Annotated in this window: 19 protein-coding genes; 7 read left to right on the forward strand and 12 right to left on the reverse strand. The window is 66.4% G+C overall.

Features of this window, described 5'->3' with window-relative positions; genetic code table 11:
• The first annotated feature begins 48 nt into the window (after positions 1–48).
• Complete coding sequence (locus ACQR13_RS09955; RefSeq protein ID WP_434862788.1) at positions 49–1560, forward strand: acetyl-CoA acetyltransferase; 1512 nt, start codon at positions 49–51, stop codon at positions 1558–1560.
• 15 nt (positions 1561–1575) lie between these two features.
• On the opposite strand, the gene ACQR13_RS09960 is transcribed toward ACQR13_RS09955, so the two are convergent.
• From ACQR13_RS09960 to ltnD, 12 genes are all read right to left on the reverse strand, one after another.
• On the reverse strand, positions 1576–1914 hold the full coding sequence (locus ACQR13_RS09960) for an antibiotic biosynthesis monooxygenase (RefSeq protein ID WP_316164368.1): 339 nt from the start codon (positions 1912–1914) through the stop codon (positions 1576–1578).
• A gap of 112 nt (positions 1915–2026) precedes the next feature.
• On the reverse strand, positions 2027–3133 hold the full coding sequence (locus ACQR13_RS09965; RefSeq protein WP_434862789.1) for a J domain-containing protein: 1107 nt from the start codon (positions 3131–3133) through the stop codon (positions 2027–2029).
• 39 nt (positions 3134–3172) lie between these two features.
• Positions 3173–4138 (reverse strand): MBL fold metallo-hydrolase, encoded by a 966-nt coding sequence (locus ACQR13_RS09970; protein ID WP_315714948.1) that lies wholly within the window; start codon positions 4136–4138, stop codon positions 3173–3175.
• Between the two features lie 345 nt (positions 4139–4483).
• On the reverse strand, positions 4484–6175 hold the full coding sequence (locus tag ACQR13_RS09975; protein WP_315826370.1) for a methyl-accepting chemotaxis protein: 1692 nt from the start codon (positions 6173–6175) through the stop codon (positions 4484–4486).
• Between the two features lie 256 nt (positions 6176–6431).
• Entirely contained in the window at positions 6432–6599 is a 168-nt protein-coding gene (locus tag ACQR13_RS09980; protein WP_409999222.1) for a hypothetical protein, read from the reverse strand.
• Between the two features lie 77 nt (positions 6600–6676).
• Entirely contained in the window at positions 6677–6808 is a 132-nt protein-coding gene (locus ACQR13_RS09985; protein ID WP_409999235.1) for a hypothetical protein, read from the reverse strand.
• 16 nt (positions 6809–6824) lie between these two features.
• Positions 6825–8381: an ABC transporter substrate-binding protein gene (locus tag ACQR13_RS09990; RefSeq protein ID WP_316194553.1), complete on the reverse strand. Its 1557-nt coding sequence runs from the start codon at positions 8379–8381 to the stop codon at positions 6825–6827.
• Between the two features lie 119 nt (positions 8382–8500).
• Positions 8501–10204: a methyl-accepting chemotaxis protein gene (locus tag ACQR13_RS09995; protein WP_315714951.1), complete on the reverse strand. Its 1704-nt coding sequence runs from the start codon at positions 10202–10204 to the stop codon at positions 8501–8503.
• Between the two features lie 478 nt (positions 10205–10682).
• Entirely contained in the window at positions 10683–12710 is a 2028-nt protein-coding gene (locus ACQR13_RS10000) for a methyl-accepting chemotaxis protein (RefSeq protein WP_315749165.1), read from the reverse strand.
• 278 nt (positions 12711–12988) lie between these two features.
• Positions 12989–14266 carry a 3-oxo-tetronate kinase gene (otnK, locus tag ACQR13_RS10005; protein ID WP_434862790.1) on the reverse strand — a complete coding sequence of 426 codons (1278 nt, stop codon included), beginning with the start codon at positions 14264–14266 and terminating at the stop codon, positions 12989–12991.
• Positions 14263–15045: a 2-oxo-tetronate isomerase gene (gene otnI / locus ACQR13_RS10010; protein ID WP_434841571.1), complete on the reverse strand. Its 783-nt coding sequence runs from the start codon at positions 15043–15045 to the stop codon at positions 14263–14265. Before otnI ends, otnK begins: the two co-directional genes overlap by 4 nt.
• Before the next feature lie 22 nt (positions 15046–15067).
• On the reverse strand, positions 15068–15982 hold the full coding sequence (ltnD, locus tag ACQR13_RS10015) for an L-threonate dehydrogenase (protein ID WP_316188164.1): 915 nt from the start codon (positions 15980–15982) through the stop codon (positions 15068–15070).
• Positions 15983–16112: 130 nt separating this feature from the next.
• On the opposite strand from ltnD, the gene otnC reads away from it, so the two are divergent.
• The 6 genes from otnC to ACQR13_RS10045 all read left to right on the forward strand — a co-directional run bounded on the left by otnC (position 16113) and on the right by ACQR13_RS10045 (position 21812).
• On the forward strand, positions 16113–16775 hold the full coding sequence (gene otnC / locus ACQR13_RS10020; protein WP_316185171.1) for a 3-oxo-tetronate 4-phosphate decarboxylase: 663 nt from the start codon (positions 16113–16115) through the stop codon (positions 16773–16775).
• Positions 16776–16796: 21 nt separating this feature from the next.
• Positions 16797–17009, forward strand: a complete 213-nt coding sequence (locus ACQR13_RS10025) for a hypothetical protein (RefSeq protein WP_316185170.1) — start codon at positions 16797–16799, stop codon at positions 17007–17009.
• A 508-nt stretch (positions 17010–17517) separates the two neighbouring features.
• Complete coding sequence (locus ACQR13_RS10030; RefSeq protein ID WP_316185385.1) at positions 17518–18552, forward strand: ABC transporter ATP-binding protein; 1035 nt, start codon at positions 17518–17520, stop codon at positions 18550–18552.
• A gap of 35 nt (positions 18553–18587) precedes the next feature.
• Entirely contained in the window at positions 18588–19877 is a 1290-nt protein-coding gene (locus ACQR13_RS10035; RefSeq protein WP_315714958.1) for an ABC transporter substrate-binding protein, read from the forward strand.
• A 95-nt stretch (positions 19878–19972) separates the two neighbouring features.
• Positions 19973–20908 carry an ABC transporter permease gene (locus ACQR13_RS10040; RefSeq protein WP_315749156.1) on the forward strand — a complete coding sequence of 312 codons (936 nt, stop codon included), beginning with the start codon at positions 19973–19975 and terminating at the stop codon, positions 20906–20908.
• A gap of 1 nt (position 20909) precedes the next feature.
• On the forward strand, positions 20910–21812 hold the full coding sequence (locus tag ACQR13_RS10045; RefSeq protein ID WP_315749155.1) for an ABC transporter permease: 903 nt from the start codon (positions 20910–20912) through the stop codon (positions 21810–21812).
• The last annotated feature ends 144 nt before the right edge of the window (positions 21813–21956 follow it).

Below are 21956 nucleotides of genomic sequence, written 5' to 3' on the forward strand. Positions count from 1 at the left end.
ACAAGACAACAATGACGGTCCGTCGCGGGCCGGCTCCTGGAAACGCCGATGGCTGCAAGTCCCCTGCCCCCCGACCGCATTCCCGTGATCGTCGGCGTGGGCGAGATCGTCGATCGCCCCAAGAACATCGGCGACGGTCTCGAGCCGCTGGCGCTGCTCGAACAGGCGATCCGCCGCGCGGAAAATGACGCGGGCGCCAAGCTCATCCAGGACACCGGCTCGCTCGACGTCGTCAACTTCCTGAGCTGGCGCTACCGCGATCCCGAGCAGCTTCTCGCGCAGCGGCTCGGCGTGAGCCCGGCGCACTGCCACTACGGTCCCGTCGGCGGCGAGAGCCCGATCCGCTTTCTGCACGAGGCCGCCTTGCGCATCGCGCGCGGCGAATGCGAGGTCGCCGTGGTCTGCGGCGCCGAGGCGCAATCGACGGCGACCAAGGCCGAACGCGCCGGCGTGACCCTGCCGTGGACGCCGTTCGCGCATGATGTCGAGGAGCCGAAGCGCGGCGCTGCATTCCAGAAGCCGCTGGCGGTGAAGCTCGGCGTGTTCCGTCCGGTCACGGTCTATCCGTTCTACGAAGTCGCGAGCGCAGCCAAATGGGGCCAGACGACGCGGCAGGCGCTCGCGGAATCCGGCGAGCTGTGGTCGCGCTTTTCCGCGGTTGCCGCCTACAATCCCAACGCCTGGCTGAAGCGGCACTTCGCGCCCGAGGAGATCACGACGCCGTCGGCCGACAACCGCCCGATCGCCTGGCCCTACACCAAGCTGATGGTCGCCAATCCCATGGTCAACATGGGCGCGGCGCTGATCCTGACCAGCCTGGCCAAGGCGCGTGCGGCAGGCATTGCCGACAGCCGCATGATCTATCCGCTCGGCGGCGCATCGGCGGAGGATCCGCGCGACTACCTCACGCGCGATCAGTTCGCCGAGAGTCATCCGCAGAACGCCGTGTTGCGGGCCGCAATGAACATCGTCGGCGGCAACGGCGCGGCGTTCGACGTCATCGAGCTCTACAGCTGCTTTCCCTGCGTGCCGAAGATGGCGCGGCGGATCCTCGGCCTCGGCGCTGACGTGGAGCCGACCGTCACCGGCGGGCTGACCTTCTTCGGCGCGCCGCTCAACACCTACATGACGCATGCCGCCTGCGCGATGGTGCGGCGGCTGCGCGGCGGCGCCAGGCGCGGCCTGCTGTACGGCCAGGGCGGCTTCGTCACCAAGCATCATGCGCTGGTGATCTCGCGCGAGCCGCCGTCATCGCTGTCGCAGGAGGTGAGCGTGCAGGCCGAGGCCGATCGGCATCGCGCCGCAACGCCGGAGTTCGTCAGCGAGGCCGGCGGCGGCGGCAGGGTCGAGAGCTTCACCGCGCTGTTCGATCGCAACGGCGAGGTCGAGCATGGCGTGGTGATGCTGCGCACCGAGCAGGACACGCGCACGCTGGCGCGCGTGCCGGCGCAGGACGCAGCCACGCTGGCGCGGCTGATGGATCAGGACAGGTCGCCGGTCGGCGCGCTCGGCACGATCACGATGGCCGCCGATGGTGTGCCGGAGTGGCGAACGAATTAGTTCGCTTCCGTCGCCTCACACCTCCCGCGCCTCGTGCTGCCAGCGCGCATGGGCCGTCTCCCAATCGGGATCGCGCTCCGCCGCGAAGCCGAGCGTCCTGCCGCCGCCGAGGTCGCGGAAGCCGATCATGGCGCGGCGGTGCGCGCCGCTTCTGACATAGGCGCGCATGCTGGCTTCGTCGGTCCAGACCGTCAGCGTGTGATAGATGCCATTCACCGGACGAAGCTCGACGCGCAGATTTCCGGGAGCCGCACGCGCCTGGCGGACGGCGCGCAGCGTGTGCCACCAGAATCGCGCCAGCCGCGTGAGGCCGCGATGCGGGCGGAAGCCGGTGACGGACACGTAGACGCTCATGGCGCGCTCCTGGATCGCAAACCGCCGCGCGATGGAACGGTCGCGCCGACAGGTGTGAGCACAACGCTGCCCACCGCGTCCTGGATGTCGAGTGCGGATCACGGGCCGGCGCTCAGCGCCCACTTCGCCTGGGCTTCACGTTGGCAGGCACCGTGCCCGTGGTCTCCGCAGCCGCCGGAGGCGCGCTGTCGTCGCCCGCCAATTGCTGGTCGCGCTTGCGCGCGAGCGCCTCGTCACGCCGGGCGGCCGCGACCGCCAATTCCGGATCCAGCTTGAGCGCCTGGTTGAAGTCGGCGAGCGCGCGGTCGTAGTGCCCCTTTGCCAGCCACACCGTGCCCCGGTCGCTGTACGTTGCGGCATCGCTGAAGCCCATGCGCACGGCGTGGTCGAGATCGACAAGGGCTTCGTCGAGATCTCCCTTGCCCTGGAACGCAAGTCCACGATCGTGGAACAGCATCGGGTTGTGCGGATCCAGCCGGATCGCCCGCTCATAATCGCCAAGCGCCCGGTCGAAGCGGCCCATGCGGACCAGATCCTTGGCGCGGTAGTGATAGAGATCGGCATTGCGGGGCGCGAGCCGGATTGCTTCGTCGAAATCGGCGACGGCGCCCTCGAGATCGCCCTGTCGGCTGCGGTCCATCGCGCGCTTCACCAAGGATGCGGCGGTCATCGGCGCAGGCGGGACGACCGGCTCTGCCGCTTTCGGCTCTGCCGGCGGAGGCGGCGCGGGGGCCTCCGCCGCCGGAGGCGGCACCGGGAGCACGGCTCCGGTCGCGTCCTGGACGGCAGGCGCCGGGACGGTCTCACCTGCGACCTTGCGCTGCGGCCCCGATCGGGCCTGCGGCGACGGTGTCACGATCGAGCGCGTCGCCTGCCTGCTCATCCAGTCACCGGCGGAGGGCAACAGCAGAATCTCGAGGCCGATCAGGACCGCGCTGAGCACGGCGGTCGCCGCGGTAAACTGCAGGATGGCGTCCCAGCGTTCGCGGCGGACGCGGTCGCGCTCGGAGGCGAGATGGGCGTCGTATTCGGCACGCAGGCCCGCGTCGCGCAGCACGTTGTAGGCGACGATGATCAGCTTGAGCTGATGCTCCGACGCCGCATCGGCGCTGCCCCGGAGGTCGGGATGGTGCGCCTTGGCGGCCTGGCGGAACGCCCGCTTGATCGTGTCGAGATCGGCCCGCGGCGATACGCCGAGCACCTCATAATGCGTCGTCATGGCGCGATCCCGAACCTCTCTTCCGAGGCCGGTCCGGGATCACGCGGGGAGCAGGTCGAGCGCATAATGGGCGCCATCGCGGGTGAGCCGACCGAACGCGGCCCACGGAAAATGAGATCCACAAACCAACATCTTTTCTGCAACGATACGATCGAGCAATCTGCGCCGGCTGACCTCGGCAGCCGCGCCGTCCTGGTCATAGGCGCCGTGCCATTCCGGATGGCGCAGGCACAACGCCGGCACATAGGCGGTGTCGCCGGAGATCATCAGTTGCTCCGCTCCGGAGCCGAGATGAAACGCGGTGTGCCCCGGGGTATGACCGGGGACGCTGACGAAGCGGATGCCGGGCACCACCTCGTCCTCGCCCTCGACCGGCAGCACGTTCTTCCAGCCCGGGATCACGCTCTGGATGCGGCGCGCCAGCGCCTGCCGCCACGGCGGCAGCCGGCTGGTCAGAGATGCATCGGTCCAGAATTTGTACTCGGCCGCAGCCACGATGATCTCGGCGGTGGGAAACACCGGCGCGTCGGTGTTCTCGCCGAGCAGGCCGAAGATATGATCGGGATGGAAGTGCGAGATCAGGATGGTGTCGATGTCTTCCGGGCGAATGCCGGCTGCTTTCAGATTGTCCAGCATGCGACCCGAAACGAAGATCGAGTCGGAATTGTAGCCCTGCACCTGACCACCGCCGCCGGCATCGCAGAGCACCGTCTTGCCCTTCAGCCGCACCACGAAGGTGGAGATCGGGACCGGGACGAAGGCTGGGCTCAGACCAGCGGCGCGCAGTGCGTCCTTCACGTCGCTGATGCTGGCATTGCTGATGAAGCCGGCCTCGTGCGGCTTTTCCCACACGCCGTCGTAGAGGGCGATCACCTCCGCCTCGCCGATCGTGATCCGGCGATAGCCGCGTGCGGGATCCTCAGTGCGGCGGTGCGGCTTGGCGGCAACGACGGCTAGTCCCGCATCGAGACCCAAAGCAGCCGCGGCCGTCGCGGCCGATAGCACCAGGGTCCTTCGCGAAAAACCACCCGCAATCACATTGCCTGCCACTCAAATATACCGTCGGTTGAATAAATGCCTAACACAAGTTAATCTCCGCACCTTAGCGGGATTATGGCGCGACAACGGCCTTTCTGGCCGGGGCATCAGGTGTGGGGAGTCTGCAACGGTGGGGGATGATCCGGTCGAGCGGGGCGCCGCCTGACGAACGGCGCACGCATGAGCGTCGACGTGGTTCGCGGGGGCATCGTCGGCTCTGTCCGCGGCTATCGTTAGGGCTGTGTCGTTCGACTATCGGATGCGACAGCGGCCAATCTCGGCCGCTGTCCTCCGCTTCGTCACTGTCTTGGGTCAGGCGGCGCGAACCGATTGCAGGAAGCGGCTGACCTCCAGCTTGAGACGCTGGCTATCACCGGAGAGCTGGCGCGCGGCGCTGAGCACCTGCCCCGAGGTGTCGCCGGTCTCGCTGGCGCCGCGCTGGACATTGGAAATGTTGGCGGACACCTGCTGTGTACCTGCGGCGGCGTGCTGGATGTTGCGCGAGATCTCGGCGGTTGCTGCGCCCTGCTCCTCGACCGCGGCCGCCACCGTCGCGGCGATCTCCGACAGCCGCTCGATCGTCGTCGAGATCTCCCTGATGGCGCCGACCGACTCCTGCGTGGCCCCCTGGATGCCAGAAATCTGTTGGCCGATCTCGCCGGTCGCCTTGGCGGTCTGTTCGGCCAGCGCCTTGACCTCGGAGGCGACGACGGCAAAGCCGCGGCCGGCTTCGCCCGCCCGCGCGGCCTCGATCGTGGCATTGAGCGCCAGCAGATTGGTCTGCCCGGCGATCGTGTTGATCAGTTCGACGACGTCGCCAATGCGGGTCGCCGCCTTCGACAGCTCGCCGACACGATCATTGGTGCGGCGTGCCTGCTCGACCGCATCGGAGGCGATGCGCGCGGACTCCTGCACCTGGCGGCTGATCTCACGGACCGACGAAGTGAGTTCCTCGGTCGCCGAGGCGACGGCCTGAACATTGGCCGACGCCTCTTCGGAGGCCGCGGCGACGGTGGTGGAAAGCTCCTGCCCTCGCACGGCGGTGCTCGACAGCGAGTTGGCCGAGCTCTCGAGCTCGCTGGAGGCCGAGGACACCGTATTGACGATGTTGCCGATGGCGCCTTCGAAACTGTTGGCGAGCTCCGACATCTCCCGCTTGCGCGAGGCGGCTGCTCGCCGCTCCTGCTCACCGAGCTCCCTGGCGTTGAACCGCACCATCGTCTGGACGGTCTGCAGGTTACGCAAGGCGCGGCCGATCTCGTCGTCGCGCTCGATGTGCATGCGGGTGTCGAGCTTGCCCTGGGTGATGCTTTCCATCGTCTCGTTCACATGATCGAGCGGCGCCACGATCACGTTCATTGTGCGCAGCCCGACCAGGCCACACAGCACGACACCGGTAGCAGCAATCACCACGGCGGTCATTCCGGCGAGCCCGCCCTCCCCGAACGAGATGACACCAAGCACGAGCAGGAACAGCGTCTGCAATCCGACCAGCGTTCGCAGCCTTGCCGCGATCGTGCCGGTGAACATCGAGAGATGGTCGAACACCGAGCGGCGGCGGACGATGCCGTCGTCGATCTTGTAACCATGTGGCCGCTTTTCGCGGATCGCCGCATAGACCTGCTCGGCCTCTGCGCGCTGGTCGGCGGGCAGCTTGGTGCGCACCGAGGTGTAGCCGACGACTTGGCCGTCTTTGCAGATCGGCGACGCCGTCGCCAGCACCCAGTAATAGTCGCCGTTCTTGCGGCGGTTCTTGACCGCTCCGACCCAGGGACGGCCGGCCTTGAGCGTGGTCCAGAGATTGTCGAAAGCTTCAGGCGGCATGTCCGGATGACGCACGATGTTGTGCGGCTGCCCCATCAGCTCGGCTTCGGTGAAGCCGGCCGCATCGACAAAATCCTGGTTGAAGAAGGTCAACTTGCCCTTCGTGTCGGTCTTGGACACGATCAGCGTGTCATCCGTGATCGGATACTCGACGTTGGTGACGGGCAAATTCTTACGCATGGCGAGTCTTTCAATCGACGATGATGGCCGCGAGTCATGCCGGCATCGGCATGACTAATTTTGCTGCAAACGATGCGTCGATTGTCGCAGTCGCCGATTAACCTAAGATAAAATGCCGCAACCGTTGAAATACGGGTCGCTGGACCCCGTTCACGGACGGCCGCAATCTCACAAGACCTGTCGCCGGCGTGTCTCCTCGATACGAGCCAGACAGAACGGCCCAACCATGTTGCCGCCGTTGATGCAGGAAACTGGATCAATCGGTGCGAACCGTTTGCAGGAAGCGCAAGAGCGCCAGCAGGTTGGTTCGGCCGGCGGTGATATTGATCGGCTCGACGATTTTGCCGATGCGGGTCGCGGCCTTCGACAGCCCGCCGAGGCGATCGGTGGTCCCGCGCGCCTGGCCGGCTGCCTCGCCCGCCATCCGCGCCGACCGGCCCACGAAAAAAGGGCGCGGCCTCGCGGCCACGCCCTGGTCTGGTCGGGATCTGCGCGCCGGAATCAGGCTGCGCGCACGGTGTCCAGGAAACGTCCAACCTCGAGCTTCAGTCGGTTGCTGTCGCCGGACAGCATTTGCGCCGCCGAGAGCACCTGGGACGACGCCGAGCCGGTCTCGCCGGAGCCGCGCTGCACCCCGGCGATAGCCGCGTCATTCCAGCTCGATCGGCTGATAGGCGCCGGTCTCGTCGAGCGCCGTGCCCCAGATCTTGTGCGAGGCCTGATGTTCGGCGGGGCCGAAGTTGAGCGAGGCGCCAAGACCGAGATCGATGTTGCGCATCGACTCCAGCGTATCGATCAGCCGCTCGGTATCGAGCTGCGGACCGGCCTGCTTCAGGGCCTGAACCAGGATACTCGCCTCGATGTAGCCCTCGAGCGAGGTGTAGTCCGGCGGTTCGCCGGGGAAGTGTCGAGCCAGCGCGGCCTTGTAGTCGAGCACCACGCTCGAATAGCCGGAGACGGCGGGAACGGTCTGGGTCACGACGACCCCGGCCGCGTAGCGCGAACCGAGCAGCATGAGCTCATTGGCAAGCGCCGATGCGCCGACCGCCGACACATTGACGAAGAGGACGCCGGGAAGCGCGTCGCGCGCCTTTTCGATGAACTTCGCCGCCGCGCGCGAGGTCGCGACCATGATGACCGCGCGGACGGGCACCTTCTGGGCCTTGAGCTGGTTGATCGCCGGCTCCACATCGACGGTGTTGCGGGTGTAGTTGACGCGCAGGATCGCGGCGTCGCTGAGGCCGAGGACGCGAAACGCCTTTGCCACGCCGGCAAAGCCTGCATCGCCGAACGAATCGTCCTGCGCGAACAGCGCAATCTGGCGTGGCGGCACGCGGCGCAGCTTCACCAGGTAACGGACCAGCGCATCGGCTTCTTCCGAATAGCTCGGACGATAGTTGAAGACGTAGCGGTCCGGCGGATCGTGGCGCGAGACGTTCGCACCGGTATAGGGGCTGAAGAACAGCATCCGGCGCTCGAGCGAATATGGGATCGCGACGGCCGCCGTCGCGGTCCCGAAACTGCCGACGAAGCCGAACACGCGCTCCTTTTCGTAGAGCTGCTTCATGGCGTCGAGCGTGCGGTTCGGATCATAGCCGTCATCGGCGACGACGAGCTTGAGCATCCGGCCATTGACCCCGCCGGCGTCGTTGGCGCGGTTGAAGGCGGCTTCGATGCCGACCTTGAGCAGCCGGCCCGATTCCTTGTTCGCGCCCGACAGTGGCAAGACGCTGCCGAACGTGATGTCGCGCTCCGTGACGCCGCGAACCGATGGAGCAGGCACGGCGCTCGTCGCACCAGCCGCAGCGATGGAGGGCGCAGAGTCCGGCAGCGCGCCGGCCGCCGTTGCGGGCGCGCCGATCGATCGCTCGATGTCTGCGAGCTGAAGCTCGGCCCGCCGGCAGTCCTGGCGGCCACTCGCCACGGCCGCGCGACCGTCGGCGATGGAGCGGTCGAACTCGCGCGTCAGCTCGTTGCGATCGCCGTCGTCGCTCGACGCCTCCCGGATGACGGCCTGAAACTTGCCGATGATGGCCTGGATCCGCGGCCGAGGGATCTCGCTGCAGGCAAGGGCCGCTCCGATGGCGGGACCGATCCTGCCGCCGAGGTCGCGCACGACGGCGAGGTTGTCGCCGGGCGCGGCACCGACCGAGGTCGTGAGCATGAGGGTGAGGATGATCACCGAGGAAGTCGCGAGCGATCGCATCCGGTTCACCACCTCGTGGCGGGGCCGGAGGTCAAGGAAGGCCATCATGACGGGATTTGAACTCGTTGAGACACGCTGGTCGGATCGTTGATTGAGCTGATGAGGTTGCCGCGGGCCTGTCAGGCCGCGCGGACCGTCTGCAGGAAGCGGCTGACCTCGCGCTTGAGGCGGTTGCTGTCTGTCGACAGCCCCTGGGCCGCCTCCAGCACCTGGGTCGAGGCCGAGCCGGTCTCGGTGGCGCCGCGCTGCACGTCGGTGATGTTGACGGAGACCTGCTGCGTGCCGTGCGCCGCCTGCTGCACGTTGCGCGAGATCTCCTTGGTCGCGGCGTTCTGCTCTTCGACAGCGGCTGCAATCGTCGAGGAAACCTCCGACAGCCGCTCGATGCTGCCGGAGATCAGCCTGATCGCCGCAACCGATTCCTGTGTCGCCGCCTGGATGCCGGCCACCTGCTGGCCGATCTCATCGGTCGCCTTGGCGGTCTGCTCCGCCAGCGCCTTGACCTCGGCGGCGACCACGGCGAAGCCCCGCCCCGCCTCGCCGGCACGCGCCGCCTCGATCGTGGCGTTCAGCGCCAGCAGATTGGTCTGCCCGGCAATGCTGTTGATCAGCTCGACCACGTCGCCGATGCGGCTCGCCGCGCGCGACAGCTCGCTCACCCGCTCGTTGGTCTTCTTCGCCTGCTCGACCGCTTCGTTGGCCATGCGCGCCGATTCATGCACCTGGCGGCCGATCTCGGTGACCGAGGACGTCATCTCCTCGGTGGCCGAGGCGACGGATTGCACGTTGGTCGACGCTTCCTCCGACGCAGCCGCCACCGTGGTTGCGAGCTCGCCGGCGCGGACCGCCGTCTTGCTCAAGGTATCCGCCGAGACTTCCAGTCTGGACGAAGCCGACGAGACCGTCTCGACGATCTCGCCAACGGCGCTTTCGAAGTCGTCGGCCATCTTGTGCATGTCGGCCTTGCGGCGGGCCAGCGCCCGCTGCTCGGCTTCCTTCTGCTCCGCTTCCAGCGCGTGACGTGCGACCGCATTGCTCTTGAACACCTCGACGGCGCCGGCCATCTCGCCGATCTCGTCGCCGCGTCCTACGCCGGGGACCTCGACGTCGAGACGGCCGCCGGCGAGGCTCTTCATCGCGCTGGTCATGCGATGCAGAGGGCTGGTGATGCCGCGCCCGACGAGCGTCGACACGACGAGCAGGATCAGCAGCACGATCCCGGCCGCCATCAACGACTGCCGCGTCGAGGCCCAGGCCTGAGCCGAGAGGTCATCGATATAGACGCCGGTCCCGACCAGCCAATTCCAGGGTGCGAAGCCTGCGACATGGGTGAGCTTGGGCTGCGGCGTCTCGGAGCCGGGCTTCGGCCAATCGTAGTCGACGAAGCCGCGGCCATGCTGGCGAACCACGTCGATCATCTCTTGGAACAGCTTCTTGCCGTTCGGATCCTTCATGTCCGCGACGTCCTGCCCGATCAGCTTGGTCGAGATCGGATGCATCAGCATCTTCGCGGTCATGTCCGTGACGAAGAAATACTCGTTGCCGCCATAGCGGAGCTGGGAGGCGCGCTCCAGAGCGCGCTTCTGCGCGTCGGCGACCGAGATCGTCCCCTTCTGCGCGGCAGCATGCTCCTCGGCGAAGATGGCGAGCGCGAGCTCGGTCAGATGCCGCAGCTCGAGCTGCTTCTGCTGCTTGAGGCCGGCAGCGAGCTCACGGGAATTGAAGGCAGTCAGGCCGATCAGACCGAGGAAGCTCAGACCGATCAGGGCGTAGATCTTGATCCCGATGGTGAGCTTGAGGCGATGAGGCATTGCAAACGACATGTCAGTCTCCACGGGCGCGACTCATGCTTGGGGCGCTCGGGGACAGATCACGTCGACGGTCGGGGGGCTCGCCCTCGTCGTCACGCAAACGGGCCCGCAGCCCACGCGTGGAAGCTACGGAACCCAATATTAAGTCTGGTTAAGACGATGTCCGTGCAAATACGGAGCAACGATCGAAAACTGATCGTTGCCCGTCCAGATCGGTAACGCGCTCCGGCTTGCCGTGCGACGCGTCGTCTCGTGCCATGCGACCGAACCAGAGAAGCGCCGTCTGCCCGTGGGACTCGACTGCGCGTTGGCCGCGAACGTCCAGACCCTACGCGCCGATTCTTAACACAAGTTAAAAACGCAGATTGACTACGCAGGTTAGTTTGCCGGCGTCGATGCAACGCGAGACAACGCAAAAGGCCGGAGCGTTCGATGCTCCGGCCGTTTAATCCCCTGCGCAATCCGAGTTGGCCGCTTCCGCGTCTCGGCGTTACGCCGCCCGCACCGAACCGAGGAAGCTCGCGACCTCCTGCTTGAGACGGTTGCTGTCGCCGGACAGCGCCTGTGCCGCTGAGAGCACCTGGGCCGAGGCCGACCCGGTCTCGGCCGCACCGCGCTCGACGTCGGCGATGTTGGACGAGACCTGCTGCGTGCCATGCGCCGCCTGCTGGACGTTGCGCGAGATCTCCTGCGTCGCCGCGCCCTGCTCTTCGACGGCGGCTGCGATGGTCGAGGAGATTTCCGACAGCTTCTCGATCGTGGAGGAGATCTCCTTGATCGCGCTGACCGACTCCTGCGTTGCGACCTGGATGCTCGAGATCTGCTGGCCGATCTCGCCAGTCGCCCTCGCGGTCTGCTCCGCCAGCGCCTTGACCTCCGAGGCGACGACCGCGAAGCCGCGGCCGGCGTCGCCGGCGCGTGCGGCCTCGATGGTGGCGTTGAGCGCCAGCAGGTTGGTCTGGCCGGCAATCGTGTTGATCAGTTCGACGACATCGCCGATGCGGGTGGCAGCCTTGGACAGCTCGCTGACGCGCCCGGTCGTGGTGCGGGCCTGGCCGACGGCGTCGTTGGCGATGCGCGCCGATTCCTGCACCTGGCGGCTGATCTCGGTGACCGACGAGGCCATCTGCTCGGTCGCAGACGCCACCGACTGGACGTTGGTCGTGGCTTCCTCCGAGGCGGACGCAACCGCCGTCGTCAAGCCTTGCGAGCGCGTCGCGGCCTGGGTCAGCGTGGTGGCGGACTGCTCGAGCTGGCTCGAGGCCGACGAGACGGTGTTCACGATCTCGCCGACCGCGGCTTCGAACTGCTCGGCCAGCCGCTGCATGTCGGCCTTGCGCTGGCGCGCCGTGATCGCGTCCTGCGCGCTCTTTTCCTCGGCCTCGGCGCGCGCCTTCTCCTCCGCATTGCCACGGATCACCGTTACGGTCTTGGCGAGATCGCCGATTTCGTCACCCCGCGATGCGCCGGGAATGGCGATGTCGAGCCGGCCGCGCGCCATCTCGCCGAGCGCCGCGTTCAGCCGCGTCAACGGCCGCGCGATCCCGAGGAACGAGAACACGACCGAACCGATCACCGACAACAGAACCGCCAATCCGACAAACAGCGTGATATAGCTCGCCTGCGCGGCGACCTGGTCTGCCTCGAACCGCGCGCTCGCGTTGCGCGCGCGCGCGTCCTGGATCGCAGAGGACATCAGCTCGCCGGCCTCGCCGAGATAGATGAGCGTGCGGTCGCGCAGCACGGCCTCCTTGATCCCCTCGGTCTTCACCACCTCGTCGTTCGCGGCGACGAAGTCCGAGGCGAGGCCATTGAGCTTGGTGATCGTGGCCTGGATCTCGCGGTCGTCGGCCAGCATGCGGGCATCGGTCAGCGAGCTCTTCAGCCCCGGCACCGTCTGCTTCACCGTCAGGATCGTCGCGGCATCGCCAGTCATACCGAACCGCCAGGCCTGCGACCGCATGTAGTTCAACTTGGCATCGGCAGCGTGAAGCTGGCGCTCGACCCGCTCGCGGAAGGCGAGCTTCGGCAGCGACGGCGAGGCGAGCAGAGCCTTCAGGCTGGTGTTCCAGTCGTTGGAGACAGCACTGCGCTTTTCGATCTGCGTCAGCAACTTCTTCTGCGCCTCGGCGAGATCGACCGCTCCCGCGGCATAGCTCGTCATCAGCTCCTTGATCCGGGTCAGCCGGGCGCGATTGTCGGCGGTCGACACGTTGGCGAGCGCGGCGTCGATGTCGGTCACCATCCCGGTCGAGAACTGCTGAATGTCGGCGGCTGCCTTCTCTGCCTCGGCCGGCGCACGCGCCAGCCGCGCCGAACGGCCACCGAGCTGGGTCTGCTGCATGTTGATGCTGGCCGACAGCACGCTCTCGACGACGCGCCGCGCGCGCTCGGCCTGCTGATTGGCGTGGTTGACCGCTCTTTCCGCCATCAACTGGTTAGCGATCATGCCGACGGCGAGAGATGCGCCGATGGCGCCAGCGAGCCCGAGTTTGTAGCCGATCCGATTCAGTTTCATTGCCCTACCCACAGAGGGACGCGTCACGCGACGGTCCGTACTGGAGGTATAGCGGTGAGGTCCCTAGAGACCGTTAATTTACGGGAGTTATCGGGCATTACACGCAAAAAACTTCTGCTTTTTCAGTGTGCGTCCCGATGCTTATGGCGGCACGACGGCGCTGCCGCGCCGAGCGACGGCTCACAAACTAAGCAGATGATGAGATCGGGACCGAGGCCAAGCACGTCGTTCCAAAATCCGGCACGGGCCGACGCAGCCGGGAGTCGGCTGACGCGCAGTTAGCGCATCAGCCCGAGCGCGTCGGCGAAAAACTGCGGCCCGCCGAAATTGCCGGACTTCAGCGCCAGCAGCATGTCGCCTGCGTCGGCGCCGATCGTGCGAAGCACGGGCACGCCGGCCGCGATCTCCGGACCGACGAGGAAGCCCGGAATCCCCAGCCGGTCAACGACAGCGCCCGAGGTCTCGCCGCCGGCGACGATCAACCGCCGGACGCCGGCCTGGATCAGCCCCTCGGCGAGATCGGCCATCGCCTGCTCGATCGCGTGCCCTGCCGCCTCGCGGCCGTGCCTGGATTGCAGCGCGCTGACCTGATCCGGCGTCGCGCTGGAGGCAATCAGCACGGGCCCCTTGGCGATGCGCTCACGCGCCCAGGCGAGCGCGCGCTGCGCCTCGTCCGGACCGGCGACCAGACCCGCCGCATCGAGATGCAGCACCGGCATGATGGTCTCGGCCTGCGCGATCTGCTGCAACGTCGCCTGCGAGCAGCTGCCGGCGAGGCAGGCGGCCAAGCCGCCGACGGGGGCATCGGCGTGATGCGCCAAGCCGTGGGAATGCACGCGCCCGGCCTCGACCAAAGCGCGCGCCAGACCGAGCCCGATGCCGGACGCGCCGACGGAGACCCGGCTCTTCAAGGCGGCCGCACCGATCGCGGTCAGGTCCGCATCGAACACGGCGTCGACGATCGCGGCACCCATGCCCTGCCCGGCCAGTTCCTGCAGCCGGCGGCCGATCGCCTCGGGCCCATGCACCACGGTGGCGAGATCGACCAGACCGATCTTCCGTCGGCTCTGCCGGCCGAGCACGCGCACCAGATTGGCGTCATGCATCGGGTTGAGCGGATGATCCTTGAGCGGGCTCTCATTGAGCGGCACGCCGCCGACGAACAGGTTGCCCTGATAGACGGTCCGCCTGGTTTCCGGGAACGCCGGCGTCACCAGCACGATCGTTTCACCGGCATCGCCCGCCAGCGCGTCCATGACAGGACCGATATTGCCGGCGTCGGTGGAATCGAACGTCGAGCAGATCTTGAACAGCACGTGGTCGGCGCCTCGTGCGCGCAGCCATGTGTCGGCCTCGCGTGAGCGGGCCACGGCAAGCGACGCCTCGATCGAGCGGCTCTTCAGCGACACCACGACGGCATCGACCTCGGGCAGCGTGAGGTCATCAGCCGGTACGCCGATGGTCTGCACCGTGCGCAGGCCGGCGCGGGTCAGGGTGTTGGCGAGATCGGAGGCGCCGGTGTAGTCATCGGCGATGCAGCCGAGCTTCAGGCTCACGGCTTCACTCCCTTGTAGGGCGCGAACCAGCCGAGCCCGTCCTCGGTGCGGCCGCGCGGATTGTACTCGCAGCCGACGAAGCCGGCATAGCCGAGCCGGTCAAGTTCCGCGAACAGGAACGGATAGTTGAGCTCCTCGCCGTCGGGCTCGTTGCGCGAGGGAATGCTGGCGATCTGGATGTGGCCGATGATGTCCATCATCTCGCGCAGCCGCATCGTGACGTCGCCATGGATGATCTGGCAATGATAGATGTCGAACTGCAGCTTCAGGTTCGGAATCTTCAGCTCGCGGACCAGATCGCGGGCGAAGCCGAAATCGTTGAGGAAGTAGCCGGGCACGTTGCGCGGATTGATCGGCTCGATCACGACGTCGAGGCCGTGGGGCGCGAAGAACTCGGCCGCCCATGCGACCGATTTGTAGTACGCCTCCACCGCCTTCGGATCGCTGCGCTCGGCGATCCCCGCCATCATGTGCAGCCGCTTCACGCCGGTCGCCATGGCATAGGGCAGCGCGGTCTCGAGGCTCGCCTTCAGATCGTCGAAGCGCTCCGGCAGCGCCGCAAAGCCCCTCTCGCCGGCATCCCAATTGCCGGGCGGCAGGTTGAACAGCGCCTGGGTCAGGCCGTTGCCGTGCAGCCGTTGGCCGACCTCCTCGGCCGGATGGTCATACGGAAACAGGAATTCGACCGCAGTGAAGCCGGCCTTGGCGGCGGCCGCGAAGCGGTCGAGGAACGGATGCTCGGTGAACATCATCGAGAGATTGGCGGCGAAGCGGGGCATGGCGTGAAGACTCGTCGTGCTGCTACTTGGAGGGGCCCGGCAGCGTCGTGCCGGTGACCTGCGCATACATCCGCGCCACAGAGGCGTCGTCGTCGCGGCCCATGCCGGCGGCCGACGTCATCAGGAACATCTGCAGCGCGGCGGCCGAGACCGGCACCGGAAAACGATGGCTGCGTGCCATGTCCTGGATGATGCCGAGGTCCTTGACGAAGATCTCGACCGCGCTGCGCGGCGTGTAGTCGCCGTCGAGCACGTGCGGCATGCGGTTCTCGAACATCCAGGAATTGCCGGCCGAGGCGGTGATGACCTCATAGACCTTTCTGATATCGAGACCCTGCTTGGCGGCGAAGGCGATGGCCTCGCTGGCGGCAGCGATGTGAACGCCGGCGAGAAGCTGGTTGATCATCTTGAACGCAGCGCCCTGCCCGGCGGCATCGCCGAGCTCATAGAGCTTGGCCGCCATCGCATCGAGCGCCGGCCGCGCCTTGGCAAACGCCGCCGCGCTGCCCGAGGCCAGGATCGTCAGCTCGCCTTGCGCGGCGCGCTGCGCGCCGCCGGAGATCGGCGCGTCGAGGTAGTGCCGGCCGGTGGCTTCGAGCTGCTTCGCCAGCCGCCGCGCAACGTCAGGATCCATGGTCGCGGAGGAGACGAACACGGCGTCCTTCGGCATGGTTTCGGCAGCACCGCCCGGGCCGAACAGGATGGCTTCCGTCTGCGCCGCATTGACCACGACGCTGACCACGATATCGGCGCCATCAGCCGCCTCGGCGGGAGTCGTCGCGCCCTTGCCGCCGTCGGCCACGAAACGCGCCACCGCGTCCGCCGAGACGTCGCATCCGGTCACCTCGAAGCCTGCGCGCTTCAGCGAGGTCGCCATGCCGAATCCCATCGAGCCAAGCCCGATCACGGCGACGTTCAATTGCGATGGCGACGGCATGCGGCAGATCCCTGAAGCGTTTCCCGGAGAATGTCCGGTTGCCCCGGACTGCACCCTGGGTATCACGGCTTGGCCGCGTTGCCAAAGCGTGAGACAAAGCGGCAAAACAGCGACATGCGAGGAAAGACCCGTGGCGGAAACTGCGATTCGCGAGGCCATCTGCCGGTTCGGCCGCTCGCTGTTCGAGCGCGGACTGACGCCGGGCTCGTCCGGCAACATCAGCGTGCGGCTCGATGATGGCGGCTGGCTGGTGACGCCGACCAATGCCTCGCTCGGCTTCCTCGATCCGGCCCGTTTGTCGCGGCTCGATGCCGAAGGGCGACTGGTCTCGGGCGATGCACCGACCAAGGAGGTGCCGCTGCACACGGCGCTGTACCAGACGCGCGACGCCGCGCGCGCCGTCGTGCATCTGCACTCGACCCATTCGGTCGCGATCTCGATGCTGCCGGAGATCGATCCGCGCGCAGCGCTGCCGCCGCTGACACCTTATTACTTGATGCGCTGCGGCCAGACCGCGCTGGTGCCCTATCATCGTCCGGGCGATTCCGCGGTAGCCGATGCCATCAAGGGTCTCGCCGGCAAATACGCCTCGGTGCTGCTCGCAAATCACGGGCCCGTCGTGTCCGGTGACACGCTGGAAGCCGCCGTGTTCGCGATGGAGGAGCTCGAGGAGACCGCAAAGCTCTATCTGCTGCTGCGCGGGCTCAACCCGCGTCATCTTTCGCCGCAGCAGGTCGACGATCTGGTCAAAGTCTTCGGCCTCACCCTGCCCGATCACAACGATCATCACTGATCCGCCGGCGGATGGATGGGCATGCAATATTTCGCAACAACGCCGGCCGAAATCGATGCCGCTGTCCGGGTGCTCTACGAGGAGGCCTGCTTCTATCGCTGGTTTCCGATCGCAGCCGACTCCTATGACGCGTTCGCCGCCTCTGATCCGATCGCGGTCAGCGAGCTGCGCGGCATTGCCGAGCGCATGCTGGTGGCCGCCGCGCAGGCGAGATCGCGGGCACGGCGGATCTAGCGTCCCGCCAGCCCGGCCTGCATGCGAGGTAGCCTGCGCCGCCTTGTCGCTCATCAAGCTGCCTTGCCTCGGGAGGACAACGATGCCTAATATTCAGGCAAAGTGCGACTTCGGCAGCAATCAGGGACGGATCGGTCGAGCAAGGACAACACCGGCAGCTCATCGCTGCCGCGGCGCGAGGATGCGCCCCGCTCTTCCACCATCGATTGTAGCCTATCGCTGAGCACGCCCGGAGCACGAAAGGACAGGGCAAAATGCCTCCACATCGGCGTGGGCGCGGCTGTTTGGCCGGATCGGCGGCCCATCTGAGCGGACTGACGCCGGGACCGGGGAATGCCCTTTCGAGCGTTGCATACGCATCTCATCCAGCGCGCAATCTTCACGCGCTGCTCCGCGCCCACGGCGACCCTTGGCATATCCGTTGCAGACATCAGACGGGCCGGATCGCGGGCGCCCGACGGAGCGAGCTGCGATCATGACCGACACGGGACAGGACGACGGAGGGCGGATGGCGGCGGGCGCGAGCTTGGAACTGGTGAAGGTGACGAAGATGTACGGTCACGTCACCGCCGTCGACGCAATCGACCTGCGGATTCCCGCCGGCTCCTATTGCTGTCTGCTCGGCCCGTCCGGCTGCGGCAAGACCTCCACCCTGCGCATGATCGCCGGCCACGAATCCGCGACGTCGGGCGACATCATCGTCGGCGCCAGGAACGTGACCGAGCTGCCGCCCGCAGGACGCGGCACCGCGATGATGTTCCAGTCCTATGCGCTGTTTCCGCATCTGTCGGTGATCGACAACGTCGCGTTTGCATTGAAGATGAAAGGCGTGTCCAAGCCCGAGCGCCACGCCAAGGCACGCGAGCTGCTCGAGCTGGTGGACATGCAGAGCTATGCTGGCCGCCTGCCGGCGCAGCTTTCCGGCGGCCAGCAGCAGCGCGTGGCGCTGGCCCGTGCGCTGATCACCTCGCCGCAGATCCTGCTGCTCGACGAGCCGCTGTCGGCGCTCGACCCGTTCCTGCGCCTGCGCATGCGCGCCGAGCTGAAGCGACTGCAGCGCGAGCTCGGGCTCACCTTCGTTCACGTCACCCATGGCCAGGACGAGGCCATGGCGCTGTCCGACCTCGTGGTGCTGATGAATGGCGGCCGCATCGAGCAGCAGGGCAGCCCGCGCGACATCTTCAATCATCCGCGCACCGAATTCGCCGCCCGCTTCATCGGCGGCCACAACGTGATCCCGCTGAACGGCGAGACCTTCGCCGTGCGCGTCGACCGCATCCAGCTCAAGGCGCCGAATGCGGCGATCGACGGCCCGATGGTGCCCGGCACCATCAGCAAGATCGAATATCAGGGCACCTATGTGCTGGTCGCGGTCGCGACCGACGGTGGCCCCGAGATCTCGGCGCAGCTCAGCGACGATCAGTTCGATGCACAGACCCACAGCATCGGCGAGCGCGTCGTCGTCACCTGGAACATGGCCTTCGCTGACGCACTGACGCCCCGCCCTGCCGCAGCCGCTCCGGCTGCGGAGCTGGTCACCTGATTTTCGTTTGCTCGTTCTTTCCCAAGGAGATGATCATGACTGATCGATCGAAGACGACATCCATCAGCCGCCGCTCGCTGCTCAAGGGCGCGGCGGGCGTTGCCGGTCTCGCCGGCTCCGGCACGCTGCTCAGCGCGCCCTACGTCCACGCCGCCGACGCCAAGGTGCTGCGCTATCTCGGCACCGCCGTGAACGAGGGCGACGAGATCTCCAAGAAGTGCCTCGCCGACACCGGCATCAAGATCGAATACATCACGGCGACGACCGACGACGTCACCAAGCGCGTCATCACCCAGCCGAACTCCTTCGACGTGCTCGACACCGAATATTTCTCGCTCAAGAAGCTGGTGCCGTCGGGCAACATCTTCCCGCTCGACGCGCGCAAGATCAAGGAATTCGACAACATCACGCCCGTCTTCACCAAGGGCGAGCTGCCGAACGGCAAGAAGATCGGCGGCCAGGGCACCGCGCCCTGGAAGGTGCTCTATCTCGACGGCGCAAACTCCAAGACCTTCTCGGCAACCCCGACCGAATGGGTCACGCTGATCCCGACCGTCTACAACGCCGACACGCTCGGCATCCGCCCCGACCTGATCAAGCGCCCGATCAACTCCTGGGCCGAGCTGCTCAACCCCGAATTCAAGGGCAAGGCCTCGATCCTCAACATTCCCTCGATTGGCATCATGGATGCCGCCCTCGTCGTCGAGGCGACCGGCCAATACAAATATGCCGACAAGGGCAACATGACCAAGGCCGAGATCGACCTGACGATGAAGGTGCTGACCGAGGCCAAGAAGGCCGGCCAGTTCCGCGCGTTCTGGAAGGACTTCAACGAGTCCGTCAACCTGATGGCCTCGGGTGAGACCGTGATCCAGTCGATGTGGTCGCCGGCCGTCACCAAGGTGCGCTCGATGGGCATCCCCTGCGTGTTCCAGCCGCTCAAGGAAGGCTATCGCTCCTGGGCCTCGGGCTTCTGCGTCTCCAAGGCGGTGGGCGGCAGCCCGAAGCTCGACTGGGCCTATGAGTTCGTCAACTGGTACCTGTCCGGCTGGGCCGGCGCCTATCTCAACCGCCAGGGCTACTACTCGGCCGTGCTCTCCACCGCCAAGGCCAACATGACCGAGGACGAGTGGGGCTACTGGATGGAAGGCAAGCCGGCGAAGAACGACATCAAGGCCCCCGACGGCACCCTGATGGAAAAGGCCGGCGCCGTGCGCGACGGCGGCTCCTACGAGGACCGCATGGGCAACGTCGTCTGCTGGAACGCCGTCATGGACGAGAACGACTACATGGTCCGCAAGTGGAACGAGTTCATCGCCGCCTGATGTGACCGCCATTGCTGCCGCGCCCGCGACGTCGTGGGCGCGGCAGCTCGTCTCAGACGTTTCGAAACATCCGCACCGGACGACAGGTTTCCCACGTGGCCGTGACGATCGACAATTCGCCCGACACCGTAGCGCCCGCGGAGAGCACCTTCCGCAAGCTGACCCAGCGCTCGATCGCGTGGCTGCAGGCCGGCCCGATGATGCTGGTATTCGCGCTGTTCTTCCTGTTGCCGCTGGTGCTCGTCGTCGTCGTCAGCGCCTGGGACTACAACGAATATGAGATGATCCCGGCGTTCAGCTTCCGCGGCTATACCGACACCTTCGAAGGCTGCGTCGCCAACCTGCCCGAACTGTGCACGATCCTGAAGACCTATCTGAAGACGCTGAAGCTGTGCCTGCTGACCTGGGGCCTGACGTTGATGATCGGCTTCTGGGTCGCCTATTTCCTCGCCTTCCACGTTCGCAGCAAGACCTGGCAGATCGTGCTGTCGCTGTTGTGCACGATCCCGTTCTGGACCTCCAACGTGATCCGGATGATCGCCTGGATCCCGCTGCTGGGACGCAACGGCCTCGTCAATCAGGGCCTGCAAGGTGTGGGCATCGTCAACAAGCCGATCGAATGGCTGCTGTTCTCCGAATTTTCGGTGGTGCTGGCGCTGGTGCACCTGTTCACGTTCTTCATGGTGGTGCCGATCTTCAATTCGATGATCCGCATCGACAAGCGCCTGATCGAGGCCGCCTATGATGCCGGCGCATCGGGCTGGCAGACACTGGTCAACATCGTCATTCCGCTGTCGAAGCCCGGCATCGTGATCGGCTCGATCTTCGTCATCACCATCGTGATGGGCGACTTCGTCACCGTCGGCGTGATGGGCGGCCAGCAGATCGCCTCCGCCGGCAAGATCATCGAGTCCCGGCTGTCGGCACTGCAATTCCCGGCCGCCGCGGCCAATGCCGTGATCCTGCTCGGCATCACCATCATCATCATCTCCGCGCTGACGCGGATCGTCGACGTGCGCAAGGAGCTCTGAGATGGGAGACAAGCGCCCCCGCTCCTTCTACATCCTTGCGGCCTTCTTCGCAGCCTATGTGCTGTTCCTGTACGGGCCGATGATCGCGATCTACATCTTGTCGTTCCAAGGACCGGATGGCGGCCTGACGTTTCCGATGAACGGCGTGTCGCTGACCTGGTTCGGCAAGGTGTTTTCCGGCGGCGGCATCGTCGACATCGGCGCCGCGTTCAAGCGCTCGCTGGCGCTCGGCCTCGTGGTGATGGTAATCACGGTGGTGCTGTCGGTCGCGGCCGGCATGGCGTTCCGCAAGCCGTTCCGTGGCGCCTCGATCCTGTTCTACACAGCGATCGCCAGCCTGATCATGCCCTCGATCATCACCTCGCTCGGCATCGCGCTGGAGTTCCGGCTGATCGACGACTTCATCAACAAGCACGGCGCCGATGTCGGGCTCGGCTGGCTCGCAGACGGCTACACCACCGCGATGGGCCTGTTCACCTCGGGCCTCGGCGCGCATCTGACCTGGACCTTGCCGTTCGGACTCCTGATCATGTTCGCGATCTTCAACCGCTTCGACGGCCGGCTGGAGGAAGCCGCACGCGACCTCGGCGCCACGCCCTGGCAGACCTTCCGCCACGTCGTGCTGCCGATCATCCTGCCATCCGTGGTCGGCATCGGCCTGTTCGGCTTCACCCTGTCCTGGGACGAACTCGCCCGCTCCAGCCAGGCGATCGGCTCGGTGAATACGCTTCCGCTGGAATTGCAGGGCCTGACGACGACCGTCACCAAGCCCGACATCTACGCGCTGGGCACGCTGACATCGGCGGTGTCCTTCGTCGTGATCTTCGCCGCGCTGTCGGTGATCCTGATGCTGCAGGCGCGGCAGCGCCGCCAGGGGTCCGACGCCGGCAAGGGGATGGTGTAGCCGCGGCGGCTGACCGAACAGTCGCCGCTGTTGCTCGACATCTTAGCCAAAGAGAACTTTGCCTTGGCCCCTGGATTGCTTCGCTGCGCTCGCAATGACGGTTGTGGCGGACACCGCGCCTTCCACGAACGCTGTCATCGCGAG

The sequence above is a fragment of the Bradyrhizobium sp. HKCCYLRH3059 genome, assembly GCF_051168035.1.
Taxonomy (GTDB): Bacteria; Pseudomonadota; Alphaproteobacteria; order Rhizobiales; family Xanthobacteraceae; genus Bradyrhizobium.

Excerpts from the sequence above, each read along its gene's own strand:
- ACQR13_RS09955 (WP_434862788.1), top strand. The coding sequence starts at position 49 with ATGGCTGCAAGTCCCCTGCCCCCCGACCGCATTCCCGTGATCGTCGGC.
- ACQR13_RS09960 (WP_316164368.1), bottom strand. The coding sequence starts at position 1,914 with ATGAGCGTCTACGTGTCCGTCACCGGCTTCCGCCCGCATCGCGGCCTC.
- ACQR13_RS09965 (WP_434862789.1), bottom strand. The coding sequence starts at position 3,133 with ATGACGACGCATTATGAGGTGCTCGGCGTATCGCCGCGGGCCGATCTC.
- ACQR13_RS09975 (WP_315826370.1), bottom strand. The coding sequence starts at position 6,175 with ATGCGTAAGAATTTGCCCGTCACCAACGTCGAGTATCCGATCACGGAT.
- ACQR13_RS09980 (WP_409999222.1), bottom strand. The coding sequence starts at position 6,599 with ATGGCGGGCGAGGCAGCCGGCCAGGCGCGCGGGACCACCGATCGCCTC.
- ACQR13_RS09990 (WP_316194553.1), bottom strand. The coding sequence starts at position 8,381 with ATGCGATCGCTCGCGACTTCCTCGGTGATCATCCTCACCCTCATGCTC.
- ACQR13_RS09995 (WP_315714951.1), bottom strand. The coding sequence starts at position 10,204 with ATGTCGTTTGCAATGCCTCATCGCCTCAAGCTCACCATCGGGATCAAG.
- ACQR13_RS10000 (WP_315749165.1), bottom strand. The coding sequence starts at position 12,710 with ATGAAACTGAATCGGATCGGCTACAAACTCGGGCTCGCTGGCGCCATC.
- otnI (WP_434841571.1), bottom strand. The coding sequence starts at position 15,045 with ATGCCCCGCTTCGCCGCCAATCTCTCGATGATGTTCACCGAGCATCCG.
- ltnD (WP_316188164.1), bottom strand. The coding sequence starts at position 15,982 with ATGCCGTCGCCATCGCAATTGAACGTCGCCGTGATCGGGCTTGGCTCG.
- ACQR13_RS10025 (WP_316185170.1), top strand. The coding sequence starts at position 16,797 with ATGCAATATTTCGCAACAACGCCGGCCGAAATCGATGCCGCTGTCCGG.
- ACQR13_RS10030 (WP_316185385.1), top strand. The coding sequence starts at position 17,518 with ATGGCGGCGGGCGCGAGCTTGGAACTGGTGAAGGTGACGAAGATGTAC.
- ACQR13_RS10035 (WP_315714958.1), top strand. The coding sequence starts at position 18,588 with ATGACTGATCGATCGAAGACGACATCCATCAGCCGCCGCTCGCTGCTC.
- ACQR13_RS10045 (WP_315749155.1), top strand. The coding sequence starts at position 20,910 with ATGGGAGACAAGCGCCCCCGCTCCTTCTACATCCTTGCGGCCTTCTTC.